This window comes from Streptomyces sp. P3 (assembly GCF_003032475.1).
GTDB lineage: Bacteria > Actinomycetota > Actinomycetes > Streptomycetales > Streptomycetaceae > Streptomyces.
This window is the reverse complement of record NZ_CP028369.1, coordinates 7,088,794-7,106,795: the sequence shown is the minus strand read 5'-3', so window position 1 is coordinate 7,106,795 and position 18,002 is coordinate 7,088,794. Positions and strand designations below refer to the sequence as shown.

At 68.3% G+C, this 18,002-nt stretch carries 12 protein-coding genes and 4 pseudogenes; 7 read left to right on the top strand and 9 right to left on the bottom strand.

Annotated features, from left to right (window positions below; translation table 11 throughout):
- Positions 1-73 precede the first annotated feature (73 nt).
- Positions 74-676, top strand: a pseudogene (locus C6376_RS46540) (transposase); the annotation flags it as partial.
- A gap of 67 nt (positions 677-743) precedes the next feature.
- A complete protein-coding gene (locus C6376_RS45670; protein WP_254076143.1) occupies positions 744-1,043 on the top strand; it encodes a transposase in 300 nt (99 codons plus the stop codon).
- Here the strand turns inward: C6376_RS45670 and C6376_RS31160 are convergent.
- The 9 genes and pseudogenes from C6376_RS31160 to C6376_RS31120 form a co-directional block, all read right to left on the bottom strand.
- Positions 1,015-1,425, bottom strand: coding sequence for a hypothetical protein (locus C6376_RS31160; RefSeq protein WP_107446450.1), 411 nt, complete (start codon positions 1,423-1,425; stop codon positions 1,015-1,017). The two genes, C6376_RS45670 and C6376_RS31160, sit on opposite strands and share 29 nt — an antisense overlap.
- Before the next feature lie 247 nt (positions 1,426-1,672).
- On the bottom strand, positions 1,673-4,111 hold the full coding sequence (locus tag C6376_RS31155; RefSeq protein WP_107446449.1) for a TIM-barrel domain-containing protein: 2,439 nt from the start codon (positions 4,109-4,111) through the stop codon (positions 1,673-1,675).
- 19 nt (positions 4,112-4,130) lie between these two features.
- Positions 4,131-4,432: pseudogene (locus C6376_RS31150) on the bottom strand (amidohydrolase); the annotation flags it as partial.
- A gap of 4 nt (positions 4,433-4,436) precedes the next feature.
- Positions 4,437-4,739: pseudogene (locus tag C6376_RS31145) on the bottom strand (L-rhamnose mutarotase); the annotation flags it as partial.
- The gene (locus C6376_RS31140) at positions 4,736-5,761 is read right to left on the bottom strand and encodes an aldo/keto reductase (RefSeq protein ID WP_107446448.1); all 1,026 of its coding nucleotides are present in this window, start codon (positions 5,759-5,761) and stop codon (positions 4,736-4,738) included. The pseudogene C6376_RS31145 and the gene C6376_RS31140, both read right to left, overlap by 4 nt.
- Positions 5,758-6,516: an SDR family NAD(P)-dependent oxidoreductase gene (locus tag C6376_RS31135; RefSeq protein WP_107446447.1), complete on the bottom strand. Its 759-nt coding sequence runs from the start codon at positions 6,514-6,516 to the stop codon at positions 5,758-5,760. Before C6376_RS31135 ends, C6376_RS31140 begins: the two co-directional genes overlap by 4 nt.
- Positions 6,513-7,850 carry an L-fuconate dehydratase gene (locus C6376_RS31130; protein ID WP_107446446.1) on the bottom strand — a complete coding sequence of 446 codons (1,338 nt, stop codon included), beginning with the start codon at positions 7,848-7,850 and terminating at the stop codon, positions 6,513-6,515. The genes C6376_RS31135 and C6376_RS31130 overlap by 4 nt, the downstream gene beginning before the upstream one ends.
- A gap of 11 nt (positions 7,851-7,861) precedes the next feature.
- Positions 7,862-8,710: pseudogene (locus C6376_RS31125) on the bottom strand (fumarylacetoacetate hydrolase family protein).
- A gap of 787 nt (positions 8,711-9,497) precedes the next feature.
- Positions 9,498-10,520 (bottom strand): LacI family DNA-binding transcriptional regulator, encoded by a 1,023-nt coding sequence (locus C6376_RS31120; RefSeq protein ID WP_107446445.1) that lies wholly within the window; start codon positions 10,518-10,520, stop codon positions 9,498-9,500.
- Positions 10,521-10,945: 425 nt separating this feature from the next.
- Between C6376_RS31120 and C6376_RS31115 the strand changes: the two genes are divergently transcribed.
- From C6376_RS31115 to C6376_RS31095, 5 genes are all read left to right on the top strand, one after another.
- Positions 10,946-12,214: an ABC transporter substrate-binding protein gene (locus tag C6376_RS31115; protein WP_107446444.1), complete on the top strand. Its 1,269-nt coding sequence runs from the start codon at positions 10,946-10,948 to the stop codon at positions 12,212-12,214.
- An 88-nt stretch (positions 12,215-12,302) separates the two neighbouring features.
- Positions 12,303-13,175 (top strand): carbohydrate ABC transporter permease, encoded by an 873-nt coding sequence (locus C6376_RS31110; RefSeq protein WP_107446443.1) that lies wholly within the window; start codon positions 12,303-12,305, stop codon positions 13,173-13,175.
- Positions 13,176-13,187: 12 nt separating this feature from the next.
- Positions 13,188-14,102 carry a carbohydrate ABC transporter permease gene (locus C6376_RS31105; protein ID WP_107446442.1) on the top strand — a complete coding sequence of 305 codons (915 nt, stop codon included), beginning with the start codon at positions 13,188-13,190 and terminating at the stop codon, positions 14,100-14,102.
- Positions 14,103-14,354: 252 nt separating this feature from the next.
- Positions 14,355-15,212 carry a glycoside hydrolase family 43 protein gene (locus C6376_RS31100; RefSeq protein WP_107446441.1) on the top strand — a complete coding sequence of 286 codons (858 nt, stop codon included), beginning with the start codon at positions 14,355-14,357 and terminating at the stop codon, positions 15,210-15,212.
- Between the two features lie 154 nt (positions 15,213-15,366).
- Positions 15,367-17,847, top strand: a complete 2,481-nt coding sequence (locus C6376_RS31095; protein WP_107446440.1) for a carbohydrate binding domain-containing protein — start codon at positions 15,367-15,369, stop codon at positions 17,845-17,847.
- The last annotated feature ends 155 nt before the right edge of the window (positions 17,848-18,002 follow it).

Below are 18,002 nucleotides of genomic sequence, written 5' to 3'. Positions count from 1 at the left end.
CTGGTCGAACAAGGGTCTTGATCGGGTGATCGCGGTGCGGTCGGCGCATGAGGGCAGGGCCTCGCGGTAGCTCGTGGTTGTCGAAGCCAACGAGCACCAGGAGGCCCTGTTGCTGCAGTCTTTCGCGCACGCGCCCGTGGAGTCCAACTCGCCGTCTCCGTTGTGTGACTGCCTCGCGCACAGGTTCGGTAACGCGGCGGACGGGGCGGGCCGTGTGCGGTGTTACGGCTCGGACCTGACAGACGTGGAGTGGCAGGTCATCCGGCCGTTGCTGCCCGTTCTCGCGTGGTTTCAGGGGCGCGGTGGCCGACCGGAGGCTATTGCCATCGCGTCACGCTGGACGCAGCGCGCTACGTGGTCGACAACGGCGTCGTGTGGGCAATCTGCCTGCGGATTTCCTGCCGCACCGGCGTGTGCACGCCTTCGCCCGCCGTTGGCAGGTGGCGGGCTGCTCGCCGAGTTCCACGACCGGCTGCGCGACCGCGTGCGCCAGAAAGAGGGCCGCACGGTGGACCCGCCGGCCGCGATCGTGGACTCGCAGTCGGTGCGGACGGCGGCGAACATCCCGCGCTCGCCCGCCGGTTGGGATGGTGGGAAGAAGGTGGGCAGCCGTAAGCGGCATCTGGTGGTGGACTGTCTCGGCCTGGTCCTGGCCGTCCCGGTGACCGCAGCGAACGTGCAGGACCGAGACGCCGCAGTGCCTCTGCTGGAACGGCTGCGCAGGCTGTACTTCTCCGTCCGGCTTGTCTGGGGGCGGCTATGCGGGGCGCCTGGTCGACTGGGCGGCCGAGAACCTCCACCTCACGCTCGAGATCGTCAAACGCTCCGACGACACCACGGGGTTCGTGGTGCTGCCGCGCAGGTGGGTGGTGGAAAGGACGCTGAGCTGGCTGATGCGCTCCCGTCGCCTGGTGCGTGACTACGAGACGCTGCCCGCCATACACGAGGCCATGGTGCTGTGGTCGATGACCATGCTTATGAGCGGCCGCCTGGCCGGACGCCGGCCCGGTGCCTTCAGCCGGCCGGCGTCCCGAGCGGGGTGAACACCCCCGGCCGTGGCTGAAGGGCCCACCCTCGTTCCATCAGGCGCTTCGCCTTCGACCGCAGCCCCTCGACCTTCGCCGGGACCGCCTGAAGCCCCAGGGCCGCGGCCAGTTGCTGGCACCGCATTCCCTCCCGGCCCGCAGCCGACTCCAGCACGGAGATGATCCGCTGGTAGTCCCCAGGCAGGACCGACGCCGTCATCCCCTCGGCCCTTCGCGGCACCACCGCCCCCGCCGCCCCTGTGATCCCTGCCGACGCCACGACCGCAGACTTCGGCTCCGTCAGCACCTCGGCCACCGTCATACGGGCATCCGCAAGACGCTGAAGTACGCGTTCCACCTCGCCGAGGGCGGCCTGCACCCGCTCGGCCTCCTCCCGCAACCGCGCGACCTCTGGAGCCGGATCTTCTCCCTAAACGCCCGACGCTCAGCGGTCAGGCCCCCGCCCTCCGGATATCGCATACCACCGGCATACCTCAGGGATCATGAACGGTCACCACCCGACGACAACCCGAAAACCTCAGTAGTCACAACTCACTGGGCCGCCATCCACAACTCTCGGCAATGCCCCCGTTCAGGCAGATGCGAGGCGGAGGGGCCGGATGTCATAAGGCGGGCCAGAGTCCCTCTCACTTGATCAGACGACTCACCGGCTGGCCCCTGTAGTGAACAGTGGAATCATCCGTGGTGAGCTCGCTCGACCCCAGGCCGCCTCGCGTGCCCACCACAACGGGGCGGAAGTCCCGGTGTGCTGGAGTTCCACCGCCTGCGCCGGTGGACGCCTGTACGAGGAATCGCCCCTCGGCATCGGACCAGCGCAGCGACGTGAACGTGAACTCGCCCTCCTCGTAACCGAATCCGTCCCCGGCATCGTCGTAAAGGTCGAACCGCCCGTCAGAGCCCGGGTAGACACGGACCTCCAACGGAGCGTCGGGCATCTCGTCGGCGTGGGACATCACGGGGCCGAGCGGAAGAACCGAGCCGGCGCGCACGAAGACGGGTATGTGCTCGAGCGGGGCTGCGGCATGGATGGTCCGGCCACCGGTGTGTCGTTCGCCCGTCCAGAAGTCGTACCAGTCGCACCCGGTGGGAAGGTAGACCTGCCGGGTCCATACGGTATCGGTGATCGGGGTGGAGCCAGGGCCGAAGTACATGGGTTCGGTGACAGGGCAGATCATCAGCGCGGGCCCGATCATCAGCTGGTCGTCGATGTCGTAGACGGCAGGATCGCCGCGGAAGTCGAAGGCCAGTGCGCGCATGCCGGTATAACCGCGGTGGGCTTCCCAGCCCTGAAGTGTGTAGAGGTAGGGCAGCAGTCGGTAGCGTAGACGAATGAAGGCGAGGATCGTTTCATAGGTGCTGTCGCCGACGTCTCCGAAGCGCCAGGGTTCGCGCGGGGTGTCGGTGCCGTGTGAGCGGAACATCGGCAGGAACGCGCCGAACTGCAGCCATCGCACGTAGAGCTCACGGTAGCCGAGGTCGGCGCAGCCGGCGGGGAAGTCACCGCGCCAGAACCACGGTTCCTTGCGGTCGACGAAGAAACCGCCGATGTCGCAGGACCAGCGGGGGTTGCCGGTCATGCAGAAGTTGAGACCATCGGCGATCTGGGCGCGCAGCGTGGCCCAGGTCGCGGTCACGTCTCCCGACCAGGTGACCGCTCCGTAGCGCTGCTGGCCCGGGCTGCCGGAGCGGGTCAGCACGACGGGGCGCCTGTGCGGGTCGGCTCCGCGCTGACCCTCGTACAGGCCGCGGGTGTGCAGCAGCGCGTAGGCGTTGAGGTGTTCGGCGTCGAGATACTTCTTGCTCTCGTCGGTGTTGATACGGGCCCGGGTGGCGGCGTCGGGTTTCACCGTGCCGTTCCAGTCCGCTTCGAAGGGCTCGGTGCAGTCGGTCCACCAGGCGTCGACCCCGAACCGGAAGTACCCCTCGTCGGCCTGCTTCCAGTAGAGCCTCCTGGCGTCCGCGCTGAAGGCGTCGTAGGTGGCGTCGTTGCCGAGCAGGTGTCCCCGTTCCCGCATCTCGACCTGGTCGGGTCCGTCGTTGTGCATGGTGGGCCAGACGGAGACCATCAGACGCGTGTTCAGGGCGTGGAGGTCGGCGCAGAGTCTGCTCGGGTCCGGGTAGCGGATCGGGTCGAAGCTCTTCTGCCCCCACAGTTCCCCGGTCCAGCTCTTCCAGTCCTGCACCACACAGTCGAGGGGGATGTCTCGTCGGCGGTGTTCGCGGGCGATCTCGACAAGCTCTTCCTGGGAGGCGTAGTGCTCCTTGGACTGGAAGTAGCCGAGTGCCCAGCGGGGCAAGGGCGGTACCTGGCCGGTCAGCGTCCGGATGCGTCCGACGATCGCGTCGATCTCCGGGCCGAGGATGAAGTAGTAGTCCAGTTCGTCGTCGGTCTCGGTCCAGAAGCGGGTCCCGTCCCGGTCGTCGGTGAACGAGGCGAACGCGCAGCTGTCCCAGAGCATTCCGTAGCCGGCGGTGGAAACGATGACCGGGGCAGCCACCTTCAAGTTCTGCTGGTACAGGTACTGCTGGTGTCCGCGGTAGTTGAGGATGCCTTCTTCGTGCTGGCCAAGGCCGTAGATCGCCTCTCCCTCGGCAAGTTCAAGGCGCAGCGTGGTCGAGTACGCCGTACGGTCCACGATGCGTGGCACGGCCTCTGTCACCGCCTTCGGTCCGTCGGCTCCGCTCACGTTGGTGATGCGCGCGTCCGCGGCGCGGAGGGGGCGATGGACGAGGACCTCTTCCAGCGTTCTCGTCGGCGCTCCGTCGTGTGGTTCGCGCACCAGCAGCCGACCAGAGCTGTCCGTCCAGGTGAACGCACCGTTGAGGGCGTCGATCCTGAGCCGCAGTGCGGAAGTCGAGACGAGGAGTCCGCCGTCGACTTCGGCCACCTGCGGGGCGGCGGCGGGTGCCGGGAGGATCATGAGGCTCTCGGCGGTCCCGAAGCGGTCCTGCCTCGTCTGCACCACTCGTATGATCTCGGGGCCCAGGACCTGGATCTTCATCCGTCCGGTGTCCGTGAGGACGACGACTGCGTCGGGTTCGACATGATGGCTGGTCACAAACATCGTGTTCACTCCTTCTCGTGAGGGTGTCGGCAACGTCGGGGGCGGTCAGGCCGGTCCAGCCGACGGCCCCGCGACCAGGTCGCTGTCGGCGGCCAGGGCCAGGACCTCCGAGGTCTCCTCCGGCACGGTGATCGTCTGCCTCAGCTCGGTGGCGGTGACACCGGCCGTGCGTGCCTGAGGTGCCAGGTCGGCGAGGGTGAAGTCACTTCGCTGCGGGCCGAGTTCGTCTCCGCTGCTGATCCAGTCCTGGTCGCGGACGAACAGGTGCCACACATGGTGGTGGGCGTCCACGATGCCGGACCCTGTCTCCGCTCCGGTCACAGTTCCACACCACCGGCAGCGAGGCGCACGCGCCCTGCGCGGAGCAGTCGTGGACGACGTCGAGCAGGTCGGCCATCCGGGCCTGCCAGGTCATGTTGACGGGCGGCTTGTCGAGTTCGGCGATCATCGCCTGGTAGTCCTCGACCGCCAGCACAGGGAACAGGTCCGTGCCGCTCCGGCAGATCGTCCCTTCATGCGCCCCGGCGTCGCGGATGGCGGCGGTACGTTCCTCGGGCACCTTCCGGTGCGCGGCCTCGTACTCCTCGATGGGGTCGGCGCGGAACTTCGTGTGCAGGGCGATCCTCATGACGGCCCCTTCGGTGGCACAACTGCCCCGGCGGGGGTGGCGGTGGGGACGGGGGTGTCGGGGGCCAGCAGGCCCTCGGCGCGCAGCTCGTCCCACAGCGCGTCCGGGATCGGGCGTCGCAACTGTTCCACCGTGTCGCGCACCTCTCGAGAGGAACGCGCGCCGGTCAGGACGCTCGCGACCGCGGGATGGCCGAACGGGAAGCGCAGTGCGGTGGCCCGCAGCGGTACGCCGTGGCGTTCGGAGATCGCCAGCAGCCGCAGCGCCCGGTCGAGCACCGGCTGGGGAGCCGGTGCGTAGTCGTAGGTGGCGCCGGGTCGGGGCGCGGTGAGCAGACCGGAGTTGAACACCCCGCCGATGACGACGCCACGGCCGCGGGCGGCTGCCTCCGGGAGCAGTTCGGTGAGCCCGTCCTGGTCCAGGAGCGTATAGCGGCCGGCCAGCAGGACCACGTCGATGTCGGTCTCGCGCACGAACCGGGCGGGCAGTGCCGACTGGTTCATCCCGATCCCGATCGCGCCGATCACGCCTTCGGCGCGCAGCCGCTCCAGCGCCGGGTACGCCTCCCGCAACGCCTGCTCGGCGTGGGCGTCCGGGTCGTGCAGCAGGGCCACGTCGACACGGTCGACGCCGAGCCGTTCGAGACTCGCCTCCAGGGAGCGCAGCACCCCGTCGGCGCTGAAGTCCCAGACCCGGAGGTGGGTGGCCGGGACGGCGAAACCGTGCGCCAGGTCGTCGCCGCCCCCCTGCGGATGCGGGAGGAGCAGCCGGCCCACCTTGGTGGAGAGGGTGTAGGCGTCGCGGGGGCGGTCGCGCAGCGCGGCGCCGAGCCGCCGTTCCGACAGGCCGAGACCGTAGTGGGGCGCGGTGTCGAACGTGCGGACGCCGACGTCCCAGGCGGCGTCCACCGTGGCACGGGCGGTCTCGTCGGAGACCGGCTCGTAGAGGTTGCCGAGGGCGGCGCAGCCCAGCGCCAGCTCCGAGACCGCCACCGCGCCGGCGCCCAGCCCGGTGGTCCTCACGACCGAGCCTCCGGACGCAGCCGCAGCCCCTGCATGCCGCCGTCCACCGCGAGCGAGGTGCCGGTGACGGACGCGGCGGCGGGACTCGCCAGGTAGACGATGGCCGCGGCGACTTCGTCCGCTGTGACCAGGCGTCCCATGGGCTGGCGGGCTTTGAGGGCGGCGCGCTCGCTCTCGGGGTCGTCTGCGGCGTCGAGGAGCCGGGAGACCCACGGCGTGTCGGCGGTGCCCGGGTTGACGCAGTTGACGCGGATGCCCTCGCGGACGTGGTCGGCGGCCATGGCGAGAGTGAGCGAGAGGACCGCGCCCTTGCTGGCGCAGTACAGGGCTCGCTGCGGGAGGCCCGCGGTCGCGCCGATCGAGCAGGTGTTGACGACCGCCGCGTGGGAGGAGCGACGCAGATGCGGCAGGGCGGCGCGGGTGACGCGCACGATGCCGAGGACGTTGACGTCCAGGACCCGGTGCCAGTCGTCGTCCGTGTTGTCCTCGATGGTGCCCACCGCGCCGATGCCCGCGTTGTTCACCAGGATGTCCAGGCCGCCGAGCCGATCGGCGGCCTGTTGTACGGCGGCGCGCACCGAGGCGTCGTGCGTGACGTCGGCCCGGAAGCCGAGCAGCGGTTCGCCGACGCCGTCCGGGTCGAGGTCGAGGACGGCGACCGCCGCGCCCCGCGTCGCCAGTGTGCGGGCGGTCGCGAGGCCGATGCCGGACGCGCCCCCGGTGACGACCGCCCTGAGCCCTGACAGATCGGTCATGCCGTCCCTCCCTGAGCAGCGCGGTCGGCGGCCCAGAACGTGCCGTCCGGGTAGTGGTACGCGGCGACGGACTCCTCCCGCATGGTGGCGGAGAACCCGGGCGCGAGCGGCGCACGGTAGCGGCCGTCGCGCATGATCACAGGCGCGGTGAAGTGCTCGTGGAGGTGGTCGACGAACTCGATGACGCGGTTCTCGGTCGTGCCGGAGAGCGCCAGGTAGTCGAACATCGACAGGTGCTGCACCAGCTCGCACAGGCCCACCCCGCCGGCGTGCGGGCAGACCGGGACCCCGAACTTGGCGGCGAGCAGCAGGATCGCGAGGTTCTCGTTGACGCCGCCGACCCGGGCCGCGTCGATCTGGAGGACGTCGATGGCGCCGGCCTGGAGGAGTTGTTTGAAGACGATGCGGTTCTGCACGTGCTCGCCGGTGGCGACCTTCACGGGCGCGACCGCCCGCCGTACGGTGGCGTGGCCGAGGACGTCGTCCGGGCTGGTGGGCTCCTCGATCCAGTACGGGTCGAACATGGCGAGCGCGTTGGTCCACTCGATCGCCTCGTCCACGTTCCATCGCTGGTTGGCGTCGATGGCGATGCGGATTCCGTTGCCGACGGCGGCGCGGGCGGTGCGCAGGCGGCGGATGTCGTCGTCCAGGTCCGCGCCGACCTTCAGCTTGATCTGGGTGAAGCCGTCGGCGACGGCCTGCTTGGCCAGCCGGGTGAGCTTGTCGTCGGAGTAGCCGAGCCAGCCCGGGGAGGTGGTGTAGCCCGGGTAGCCGTCCTGCAGCAGAGTCGTCTCCCGCTGCGCGATGCCGGTGCGGCCCTCGCGCAGCAGCCTCAGGGCGTCCTCGGGGGTGAGGGCGTCGGCGATGTAGCGGAAGTCGACCTGGGAGACGAGCCACTCGGGTTCGGCGTGGGCGAGCCACTGCCACAGCGGCTTGTCCTCGCGTTTGGCGGCGAGGTCCCACACGGCGTTGAGCACGGCGCCGATCGCCATGTGCATCACGCCCTTCTCGGGGCCGAGCCAGCGCAGTTGGCTGTCGCCGATCAGGTCGCGGCTGAGCGAGCCCGGGTCGGCGCACAGTTCCTGGACGGACCGGCCGACGATGTGCGGTCGCAGCGCCCCGATCGCCGCGACCTGGACGTCGTTGCCGCGTCCGGTGGTGAAGGTGAAGCCATGGCCTTCGTGTCCGTCACCTGCGTCGGTGCGCAGGACGACATAGGCGGCGGAGTAGTCGGGATCCGGGTTCATCGCGTCGGAGCCGTCCAGTTCCCGCGAGGTGGGGAAGCGGACGTCGTAGGTGTCGACCGCGGTGATCCGGGCGGAGGTTGCAGTCAAGGTGGTGCCTTTCACGCTGGGGCGAAGGTCTGGCGCTGGGCGCCGAGGCCGTCGATGGCGAGCTTGACGGTGTCGCCGGGGCGGAGGTAGGGGGTGCCGGGGAGGCCGAGGGCCGCACCCCCGGGAGTACCGGTGTTGATCACGTCGCCCGGCTTCAGGACCATGTACTGGCTCAGGTAGGACATGAGGTGGTCGACAGGGAAGATCATGTCGCCGGTGTGGCCGTTCTGCCGCTTCACGCCGTTGACGCTCAGTGCAGGGCGAGGCATGGGGGCGCCGATCTCATCGGCGGTGACGAGCCAGGGGCCCAGCGGGTTGAAGGTCTCGCAGGACTTGCCGAGGTCCCACTGGGACGAGTGCTCCAACTGGAACTCGCGCTCGGAGACGTCGTGGCTGATCGCGTACGCCGGGATCACGGTCCGCGCGGCCGCGGGTCCGTCGAGGTAGCGGGGCCGTCGTCCGATGCCGACCGCGAGTTCGACCTCCTAGTCGGTCTTGGCCGAGCCGCAGGGGATCAGCACCTGGTCGTACGGGCCGACGACCGTGCCCGGTCTCTCATGAAGACCACCGGGCGCGCGGGGATTGCCCCATCGGTCTCGGCGGCGTGGTCGCGGTAGTTCAGACCCACGCGGACGATCTGGGCGGGGCGGGTGACGGGGGCACCTACGCCCAGGTCGGCCGGGTCGAGCTCGGGCAGTTCTCCCGCCGTGACGGCCACCCGGGCCCGGTCGATCCCCCCCGAGGCCAGGAAGGCGCCGTGGATGTCCGGCGTCACGGACGACAGGTCCAGCATCCGGCCGTCGTCGGTACGGACGGCGAGCCGCTCCTGTCCGGGGGGCACCGACTCGTAGCAGTTTCACTGGCGGAGCTCCCTTGTCATGCGGGCTTTGCCTGAGGGTTGATGGGGTGGAGCCGGCCGCTGCGCTGGGGCCGTCCTTCGGGATGGCAACTCGCATCGAGGATGCCAGTCATCGGATGTATCGCGGCAGAGTGACCATAGATGCAGAGACCGCCCCTGGCAATGGACTCCTCGGATGCATTTGTTGACTGCCGTCCCTTGTGCTCGACGGGCGGATTCTCGTGGCCACGCCTGGTGAGGGGTTCGAACACGTGGCCCCGCCATCCGATGAAGCAACGTGCGTCGCCACGGGTCCAGGCGACCCTGCGTCGAATCGACAGCTGCCACAACACATTCCCCGTCACCCAGGAGGCGTGAATGTGCAGGTCAACGGACATGCGGACAGAGGCCCCAAGCAAGGAGGGTGTCTGGACCTTGTGCGGTGCACTACCCCGCCCATCTCCGACAGTGACACTTGGCAATGCGGTAAATGTCGCTGTATCGTCCTAGCGGTCCCGCGATACATCGGATGAATATGCCCATCCAGTGCGTCCGAACAACTCGTCGTCCGTGCGGGTCGATGCGCCTTTGCGTCCTTCTCGACCCCTGGCTGACCCTCACGTCCGGCCGTTACTGGGCACGATCCGCGCCCTTTGGGGGCGCGGATCGGCGTCTGCCCGTCCAGCCGCCCCTCCCCGCAGGCAGGTGAACCCCCTCCCAGTGGCGCAGTGCGGGCCTACGCTCGCGACTGAGGAGGGAACACAGCCATGAGTCTCACTGCCGTCCGTCGGCCGCAGCGCGTTGCGCGATCACGTCGTGTCACGGCCGGAGGGGGGTGCTGTGGAGTTGCGGACGACGAGTTCGGTGTCCAGCTCCATGTGTTCCATCAGTAGCTTCTGGCCGTCGATGAGGGCCAGAAGCGCGCGGGCCGCCTTCTGGCCCATGTCGTGGAGTGGCTGACGCACGGTGGTCAGGCCGGGAAAGCTCTGCGCCGCCTGCGGAAGGTCGTCGAAGCCCACGACTGACAGTGCGGTGGGCACTTCGAGGCCGCAGGCCCGTGCCGCGTCGATGGCGCCGAGTGCCATCAGGTCGGCGCCGGCGACGATCGCCGTGGGACGGTGTTCGGTGATCAGTCGGGTGGCGGTGCGGAATCCGCTGGCGTAGGAGAAGTCGCACGAGGCGACGAGGCGAGGGTCGACTTCGAGTCCCGCGAGCCGCATGGCGTCCTCGAAGCCGCGGTAGCGGAGGGAGGTGCTTTCGAGGTCTTCCTCGCCGCGGAGGTAGGCGATCCGGGTGTGTCCCAGGTCGATCAGGTGCTGTGTGCCCTGGCGCATGCCGTTGTAGTTGTCGACGGTCAGCCGGGGCAGCGGTACGGCGAGGCGACGGGGATCGATGATGACGCAGGGCAGGTTCTGCCGGTGCAGGAGTTTGACCGTCTGGTCTTCCAGGACGGGCGCGATCAGGAGTACGCCGTCGACGAGGCCGCGTGTCAGGAACTGGACGCGGTCCTGTTCGCGTACCGCGTCGTGGTACGAGGCGTTGACGAGCAGCTCCTGCTCCGCGTCGGCCAGTTCGTGGGCGACGCCGCGCAGGATCTCCAGTCCGTATTGACTCGTCAGGTCCAGTGCGATGAGGCCGACGAGCCCAGTGCGACCCGCCTTGAGGTTGCGGGCCGAGATGTTCGGCCGGTAGCCGAGCTTCGCGGCCACTTCCATGACGCGGCGCCGGGTCTCCTCGGAGGCTCCTGGCTTGCCGTTCAATGCGTTGGACACGGTCATCGCGGAGACGCCGGCCTCCTCGGCAACCTGCGCGATGGTCACCCGTGCTGCCACCAGAACTCCTTCGATCAGTCGGCATCCGTCGTGCCGAAGCCCCGGACGAGGCCCGGTGCCGTCCAGTCGCGCGCCTGGTGTGGGGCGCGACTGAGGACAAGAGCGGCTCACTGACCTGACGCCCCGGGGAAATACTTGGAAACTGTAACGATAAGGCTGCGGTGGCGTCAACGGCTGGCGCCTACCACGAAGCCGTGATGGCACGTAGCCGGACTCATCGACCACGGAAAGTTACGTATAGATGACCGCTAAGTTTTGCGTTACAGTCCCTGGCCATCGACAAGTGTCGTTCCCCGCAACTCGGGCCGACCGGCTCTTTTCATACGAATCAGCGCTGCACCCGTACGGCACAGGCTGATCAACTCGCATCGATCAAATCCCCTTCAGAGATGACTGTCGGTCCGTACCGACGGGTGAGGTGTGCAATGAAGCGTTCTGGGAGATGTCTCGCGGTCGCCACCACGGTCGCCGCCATGGCGATGTCGTTGGCCGCGTGCGGCGGAGGGTCGTCCGACTCGTCCGCCGACGGCACCGTCACCATCCGCGTACAGGCGTGGAAGGGCGGTGGCGCCGAGCCCGCCAACGTCGCTGAGATCAACAAGGCGTTCGAGAAGGCCAACCCGAAGATCAAGGTCGACTTCGAGTACATCACCGCGAACGACACCTACACGCAGAAGCTCCAGCCCGAGCTGCTCGGCGGCAAGGCCGGAGACGTGATCATGGTCGACACGGACCGGATGAAGAAGTGGGGCGCCTCCGGCTACCTCGCCGATCTGTCCGGGGAGCCCTGGGCGAGCCAGATCGCCCCGGACGCCAAGCAGTTCGCGCAGGCCGACGGCAAGACCCTGGCGATGCCGATGGAACTGATCGGCATCGGCCTGTACGCCAACATGGACCTGCTGAAGAAGGCGGGCATCGCCGAAGTCCCCGCCGACTGGCCGACATTCCTCGCCGACCTCGCCAAGGTGAAGAAGGCCGGCATCGACCCCATCTCGCTGCCCGACAAGGGGGCCTGGACCGGCAGCTCCGTCTTCCAGGCCGCCGGCTCGACCCTGGTCTACCAGAAGAACAAGCAGTGGGACGCCGACTTCCTGGCCGGCAAGACCTCCTTCGACCCGGACTGGAAGGAGCCGCTGGAGCAGTTGAAGACCCTGGAGGACAAGGGGTACCTCAACTGGAAGAACGAACTCGGCATCGACGAGTGGTCCCAGGGGGCGCAGGACTTCAGCGCAGGCAAGAGCGCCTTCTGGTACCAGGGCGCGTGGATGGTCTCCAACGTGAAGAAGGCGGGCTTCCCGGTCTCCTTCGCGCCCTGGCCGGGCGGCGCCGCGGGCACCAAGCCCAACAGCATGCTCTTCTCCGGCACGATGTGGGCGGTCAACTCCCAGTCCGAGCAGGGCGACGCGGCACGAAAGTACGTCAAGTTCTGGTCGCAGAACGAGAACCTCGCCAAGTATCTGGAGGCCGAGCACGCGGAGTCGCCGTTCACAGGCGGCACGACACCGCAGAGCACGGAGACGAAGGTCTTCACCACGGCCTTCACGGACGGCCGTTACCGGATCCTGCCGTCCGACTCCTGGTACGCCGGGGCCGCTGAGACGGCGACCGGATCCAAGATCCAGGCATATCTGCTGGGCAAGGCGTCCGCCGCGCAGACGCTGAAGGACATCCAGACCGCGGCCTCCGCGAAGTAACAGGCCACCCCCGGTCCGCCGTGGTGGGGGGCGGGAGGACGGCTCCTGGCCGCCCCGCACCACGGCCATCTGGGAAGAGGAGGATCCCGTGTTCCACCGACGGCGTGCCACCATGGCCGCCTTCCTGCTTCCGGCCATCGTCATATACGGCGTGTTCATGCTGTATCCGCTGGCCCGCGGCGTCTACCTGAGCATGACCGACAGCCTCGGTGGCCCGATCGCCCACTTCGTCGGCACCGAGCAGTACCGCGCCATGGCCGACGACCCGGCCGTCGCCGACGCCCTGTGGCACACCATCCTGTACGCGGCCGTCGTCGTGGTCGTGCAGAACGGTCTCGGCCTGCTCTTCGCGAGCCTGCTCTTCCGCCGGCCCGGAGTCCGCAAGTCGCTCAACGTGGTGCTGCTGACTCCCACTCTCGTCTCGCCGGTGATGGCGGCCTTCATCTGGTCGTACCTGTTCGCCCCGGACGGCGGCATCAACGCGCTGCTGGGGGTGCTCGGACTGGACTCGCTGCAGCACGTCTGGCTGGGGGACACCTCCACCGCCCTCTACTCGGTGGCCGCTGTCAACATCTGGATGTTCGCGGGCTACTCCTGCGCCATCTTCCTGGCCGGCTACATGAGCGTGCCCACCGAGCTCCTCGACGCCGCCGCCGTCGACGGGGCGAGCGGCTGGCGGCGGTTCCGCAGCGTGGAGTGGCCGATGCTGGCACCCGCGCTGACCGTGAACGTGACCCTCAGCCTCATCGGCTCGCTCAAGGTCTTCGAGTTCCCCTTCGTACTCACCAACGGCGGACCGGCCGGCGCCACCGATACCCTCACCATGCTCGTCTACCGCAACGTCTTCGGCGGCGGCAAGTTCGCCTTCGGCATCGCCCTGTCGGTACTGCTCCTGGTGACCGTGGTCGTCCTGTCCAGCGCCACCTCCTCCCTGCTCCGCCTGCGCGAGCGACGAATCTGACGGGCGACCACCATGAACTCCAAGACTCTGCCCCCGAGGACCGCGCACAGGCTCACCGCTCCCGTTCCGCCGTCCCGTGCCAAGTCCACCGCCTCCGGCCCGCGCAGGCGCCGCATCACCCACACCCTCGGCACCGTCCTGCTGTGCCTGGGCACGCTGGTGTTCGTCCTGCCGTTCCTCTTCACGATCATCACCTCGCTGCGCACCGCGGCGGACGTGGCCAGAACACCGCTCGGCATCCCGCACTCGTTCACCCTGTCGAACTTCTCCACCGCCTTCCAGCAGATCCACTACGGGCGGAGTGCGCTGAACACGCTGCTCCTCACGGCTCTGTCGTGCGTGAGCGTCACGGTCATCGGCTCCTTGGCCAGCTACCCGCTGGCCCGCATCACCCAGAACTGGTCCGCCTGGGTGTACCGGTTGTTCATCGTGGGCACCTCGGTACCGATCTTCGTGGTGATGGCGCCGCTGTACCTGCTGATGCGGGACCTGAACCTGCTCGACAGCTATACGGGCATGGTCCTGATCTACACGGCTCTCAACCTTCCGCTCGCCGTCTTCTTCTACACCAGCTTCATCCGCTCCATCCCGGTCGAGCTCGAGGAGGCCGCCGCCCTGGACGGCTGCGGGGCCTTCCGCACCTTCTTCACGATCGTCCTGCCGCTGCTGCGTCCCGTCACCAGCACACTCCTGACCTTCATCGCCCTCCAGGTCTGGAACGACCTGCTGATTCCCCTGGTCTTCCTGCAGGATCCCGACAAGCGCACCGTCATGGTGAACGCCTATTCCTTCATCGACCCGCACACCGTGCAGCCGACCACACTGTTCCCGGCCGCCCTGCTCGGCGTTCTCCCGCTGCTGCTGATCTTCGTCTTCCTGCAGCGCCACGTGGTGGCCGGCATGTCCGCCGGAGCTGTGAAGTCATGAAGCCGGGCCCGACCTGCTGCACCTGCTGAGCTGCACGGTCGGGCCCCGTGCCCGGGGCCGGCAACGCGGCACAAGGGACCGCCCCTGTGATGACACGCGATCCTTCTGGCCGACCACCCGCGCCTCTCGAAGCGCGTGCATCCGCCACGCGAGCCAGTGGACCCGCCCGCCCGGGAACAACACAGCCTCCGCCCTCAGGTCCCTTACCCACCCGACTCAATCCCCCCATGTCCCGGAAGGACCCTGTCACCGATGTACGTGGTCTCTTACTTCACCGATGCCGACGAGGCGCTGCACCTGGCCTACAGCCACGACGGCGAGCGGTTCGCCACGGTGAACGACGGCCGGCCCGTCCTGCGGGGCACCGTGGGCACCGGCAGGCTCCGGGATCCGTTTATAGGGACGGGCCCCGACGGCCTGTTCCACCTCCTGGCCACCGACGGCTGGACGAGCCCCTGCATCGTCCATGCCACCTCGGCCGACCTGCTCACCTGGTCCGACCAGGAACTCATCCCGGTCATGGCCGAGGTGGAAGGAGCCCACAACGCCTGGGCCCCGGAGTTCTTCCAGGACCGGCGCTCCGGGCTGTACCACCTCATCTGGTCCTCGGTCGTCGAGCCCGGGACCACGGCACAGGACCGCGACTTCGAGCACAACGGCCAGGATCACCGCATCTGGCACTGCACCACCGAGGACTTCCGGACGTTCATGGCGCCCGACGTCTTCTTCGACCCGGGGCACTCGGTCATCGACGCCACCGTGAGGGAACTGGACTGCGGCGGATTCCTCATGGCCTTCAAGGACGAACGCGGCTCCAACGACCTGGCCACCGCGCACAAAAACATCCACCTGACCACGTTCGACACCCCGGGAGGCCCCTACACCTCCCCCAGTGGGCCGGTCACGCCCTCCGTGGTGGAAGGGCCGTCGATCTTCCGCCGCGGGGACGAATGGGTCATCATCTTCGACCACTTCCTCGAAGGAAGATACGGGGCGGCCAGCAGCAGGAACGGCGTGGACTGGAAACCGGCCTCCCTCGCTCTGCCGCCGCACATGCGGCACGCCTCCGTCCTCGAGACGCCCCCGCTCGCATCGCTTCCCCCGCAGTGAGCCCGGGCTCCTCCTTGCGAGGCGACCCGCTCGCACCTGAGCGAGGAGCCCGCCACAGATTCCGGGCGTGTCCGCTTCGGACGACGCCCGGTGCAGGAAGCCCGCATCGCAAGGGTGATGCGGAGGACACCTTCACACCTCAAGGAGCGCCGCAATGAAGCGTCGCAGATCCTCACGCCCGGCCCGCCGGGCATCACGAGTCCTGACCCTGCTCGCCATGCTGGCAGGCGCCCTTCTCCTGCCGGCCCACACCGCCCTGGCCGCGGGCACCACCTATTACGTCAACTGCTCCGCATCGAGCAACGGCAGCGGCACCCAGGCCAGCCCCTGGAACTCCGTCACCAGCGTCAACAGCGCCACCTTCACGGCGGGCGACAGCATCCTCCTCGCCTCCGGCACCACCTGCACCGGCCAGCTCGCCCCCGGCGGCTCGGGCACCTCCGGCAGCCCCATCACCATGGGCTCGTACGGCAGCGGCGCCAAGCCGGTGATCAATGCGAACGGTGCCACCGGTCCCGTCATCCACCTGCTCAACCAGCAGTACTGGGAGATCGGCGGCCTGGAGCTGGTCAACTCGGCCGCCTCGCCCGCCTACCGCTCCGGCGTGCTGGCCGAGAACAGCTCGGGCGGGATCCTGCACCACATCCGAGTGCACGACATGTACATCCACAACATCAGCGGCTACGGCGGCGGCTGGTACTCCACCAACGCGGGTGTCGGCGTCCAGACCGACCACACCACCCCGGTCTCCACCTGGGACGACGTGGTGGTCGAGGACAACACCTTCGACCATGTCGACCGTATCGCGGTCGCCGTCACCCCCGACGCCGACGGCCAGGGAACCGGCCTGACCACCGGCACGGTCATCCGCAACAACACCATGACCTACGACGGCGCCGACGACATCCTCGTCGTCAAGAACGACGGCGCCCTCATCGACGGCAACAAGGCCGGCTACGCCGGCGCCAAGACCACCTGCCCGCCCTCGGGGCAGTACTGCAACAGCGCCTCCGCCGGAATCTGGATGTCCGGCAGTTCCAACACCGTCGTCCAGAACAACGAGGTCTACTGCCACATCAACGGCGCCGACGGCACCGGCTTCGACGTGGACTGGGGCAACCACAACACCACCTTCCAGTACAACTACAGCCACCAGAACCTCGGCGGCTTCATGCTGGTGATGCCGCCCTTCACCTTCTCCGGCGAGCCCACCGCGTCAGTGCCCAGCGACGGCACCGTGATCCGCTACAACATCAGCGAGAACGACGGCAGCAACGCCGGCTGCCCCGCCTCCGGCACCGCCGGTCACGGCAGCGGCGTCTTCCACTTCGTCAGCAACATCCCCAACCAGAGCGGCAGCTCAGCCGCCGTCCCGCTCATCTACAACAACAGCATCTACGTCAACAAGAGCGGCCTGAACACGCCCATCCTCTATTCACGTCGGGGCGGCAGCGTCACCGGGACCCTGTCCTTCCGCAACAACGCAGTGTTCAACTACGGCACCGGCGGCTACTTCACCACCAGCTCCGGGTCCGTCTACTCCAACAACCTCTTCTACGGCAACCACCCGTCCTCCGAGCCCGCCGACTCGGCGAAGGTCACCGCCGACCCGCAGTTCCGCAACCCCGGCAACGCCAACGGCTCTTCCTCCTACACCGGCAAGAACGCTTACCAGGTCCACCCCTCCTCGCCCGTGATCCGAGCCGGCGCGGTCATCGCCGCCAACGGCGGCAAGGACGCCTTCGGCAACACGGTCTCCGCCACCGCCGCGCCCAACATCGGCGCCTACAACGGCACCGGCGACAACCTGCTCTCCAACCCGGGCTTCGAGACAGGAGCGTTGAGCCCCTGGACCCAGGCCAGCGGCAGTACCTCGTCGGTGACCGGCACAGCCGCCCACACCGGTAGCTACGCGCTGACCACAGCGGCCAGCGGAAGCGGCGCCAACCAGACGCTGGCCGGCCTGAGTCCCAACACCACCTATCTGCTGACCGGTTATGCGAAGGTCGGCAACGCCGGCGAAACCCTCGCCATCGGAGTGAAAAACTTCGGCGGCACAGAGACGTACACCAACATCGCAACGGCGTCATACACCCAGGCCGCCGTCCTCTTCACCACCGGCTCCTCCAGCACCACAGCCACCGTCTACTGCTGGAAAAACGCCGGCGGCACCAGTGCCGGCTACTGCGACGACCTCGCGGTGGAAGCCCTCTCGTCCGCCGCCAACACGGTCACCAACCCGGGCTTCGAGACAGGCGCCCTCACACCCTGGGCCCAGAGCACGGGCACGGCGTCCAGCGTGGTCGCATCCAACGCCCGCTCTGGCACGTACGCCCTGCAGACCGGGGTCAGCGCCAGCGGCGCCATCCAGACGGTCAGCAGCCTCAGCTCCAGCGGCACCTACCTCCTGGCCGGCTGGGCCAAGTCGGCCACCGCCGGAGAGGAAGTGTCGGTGGGCGTGAAGAGCTTCGGCGGTACGGAAACGTACCTGAAGACCTCGACTACGTCCTACGCCCAGCAACCGATCTTCTTCACGACCGGCGCGTCCACCACCTCGGCCGACGTCTACTGCTACAAGAACACCGGCTCCTCTGCCGGATACTGCGACGACTACACCCTGATCAAACTTCCCTGACGGTCGTCTCCCTGCAAAGAGAGACAGGCGGGCCAGCGTCGCTGGCCCGCCTGTCTGCATGAGACTGCCGCCCCGCGAGCTCCTCTTCGTAGCTCCGCCATGCATCACCATCGCGCGAGGGCGACTGCCTGGATCCGGCCGCCTCACGCAGCGAA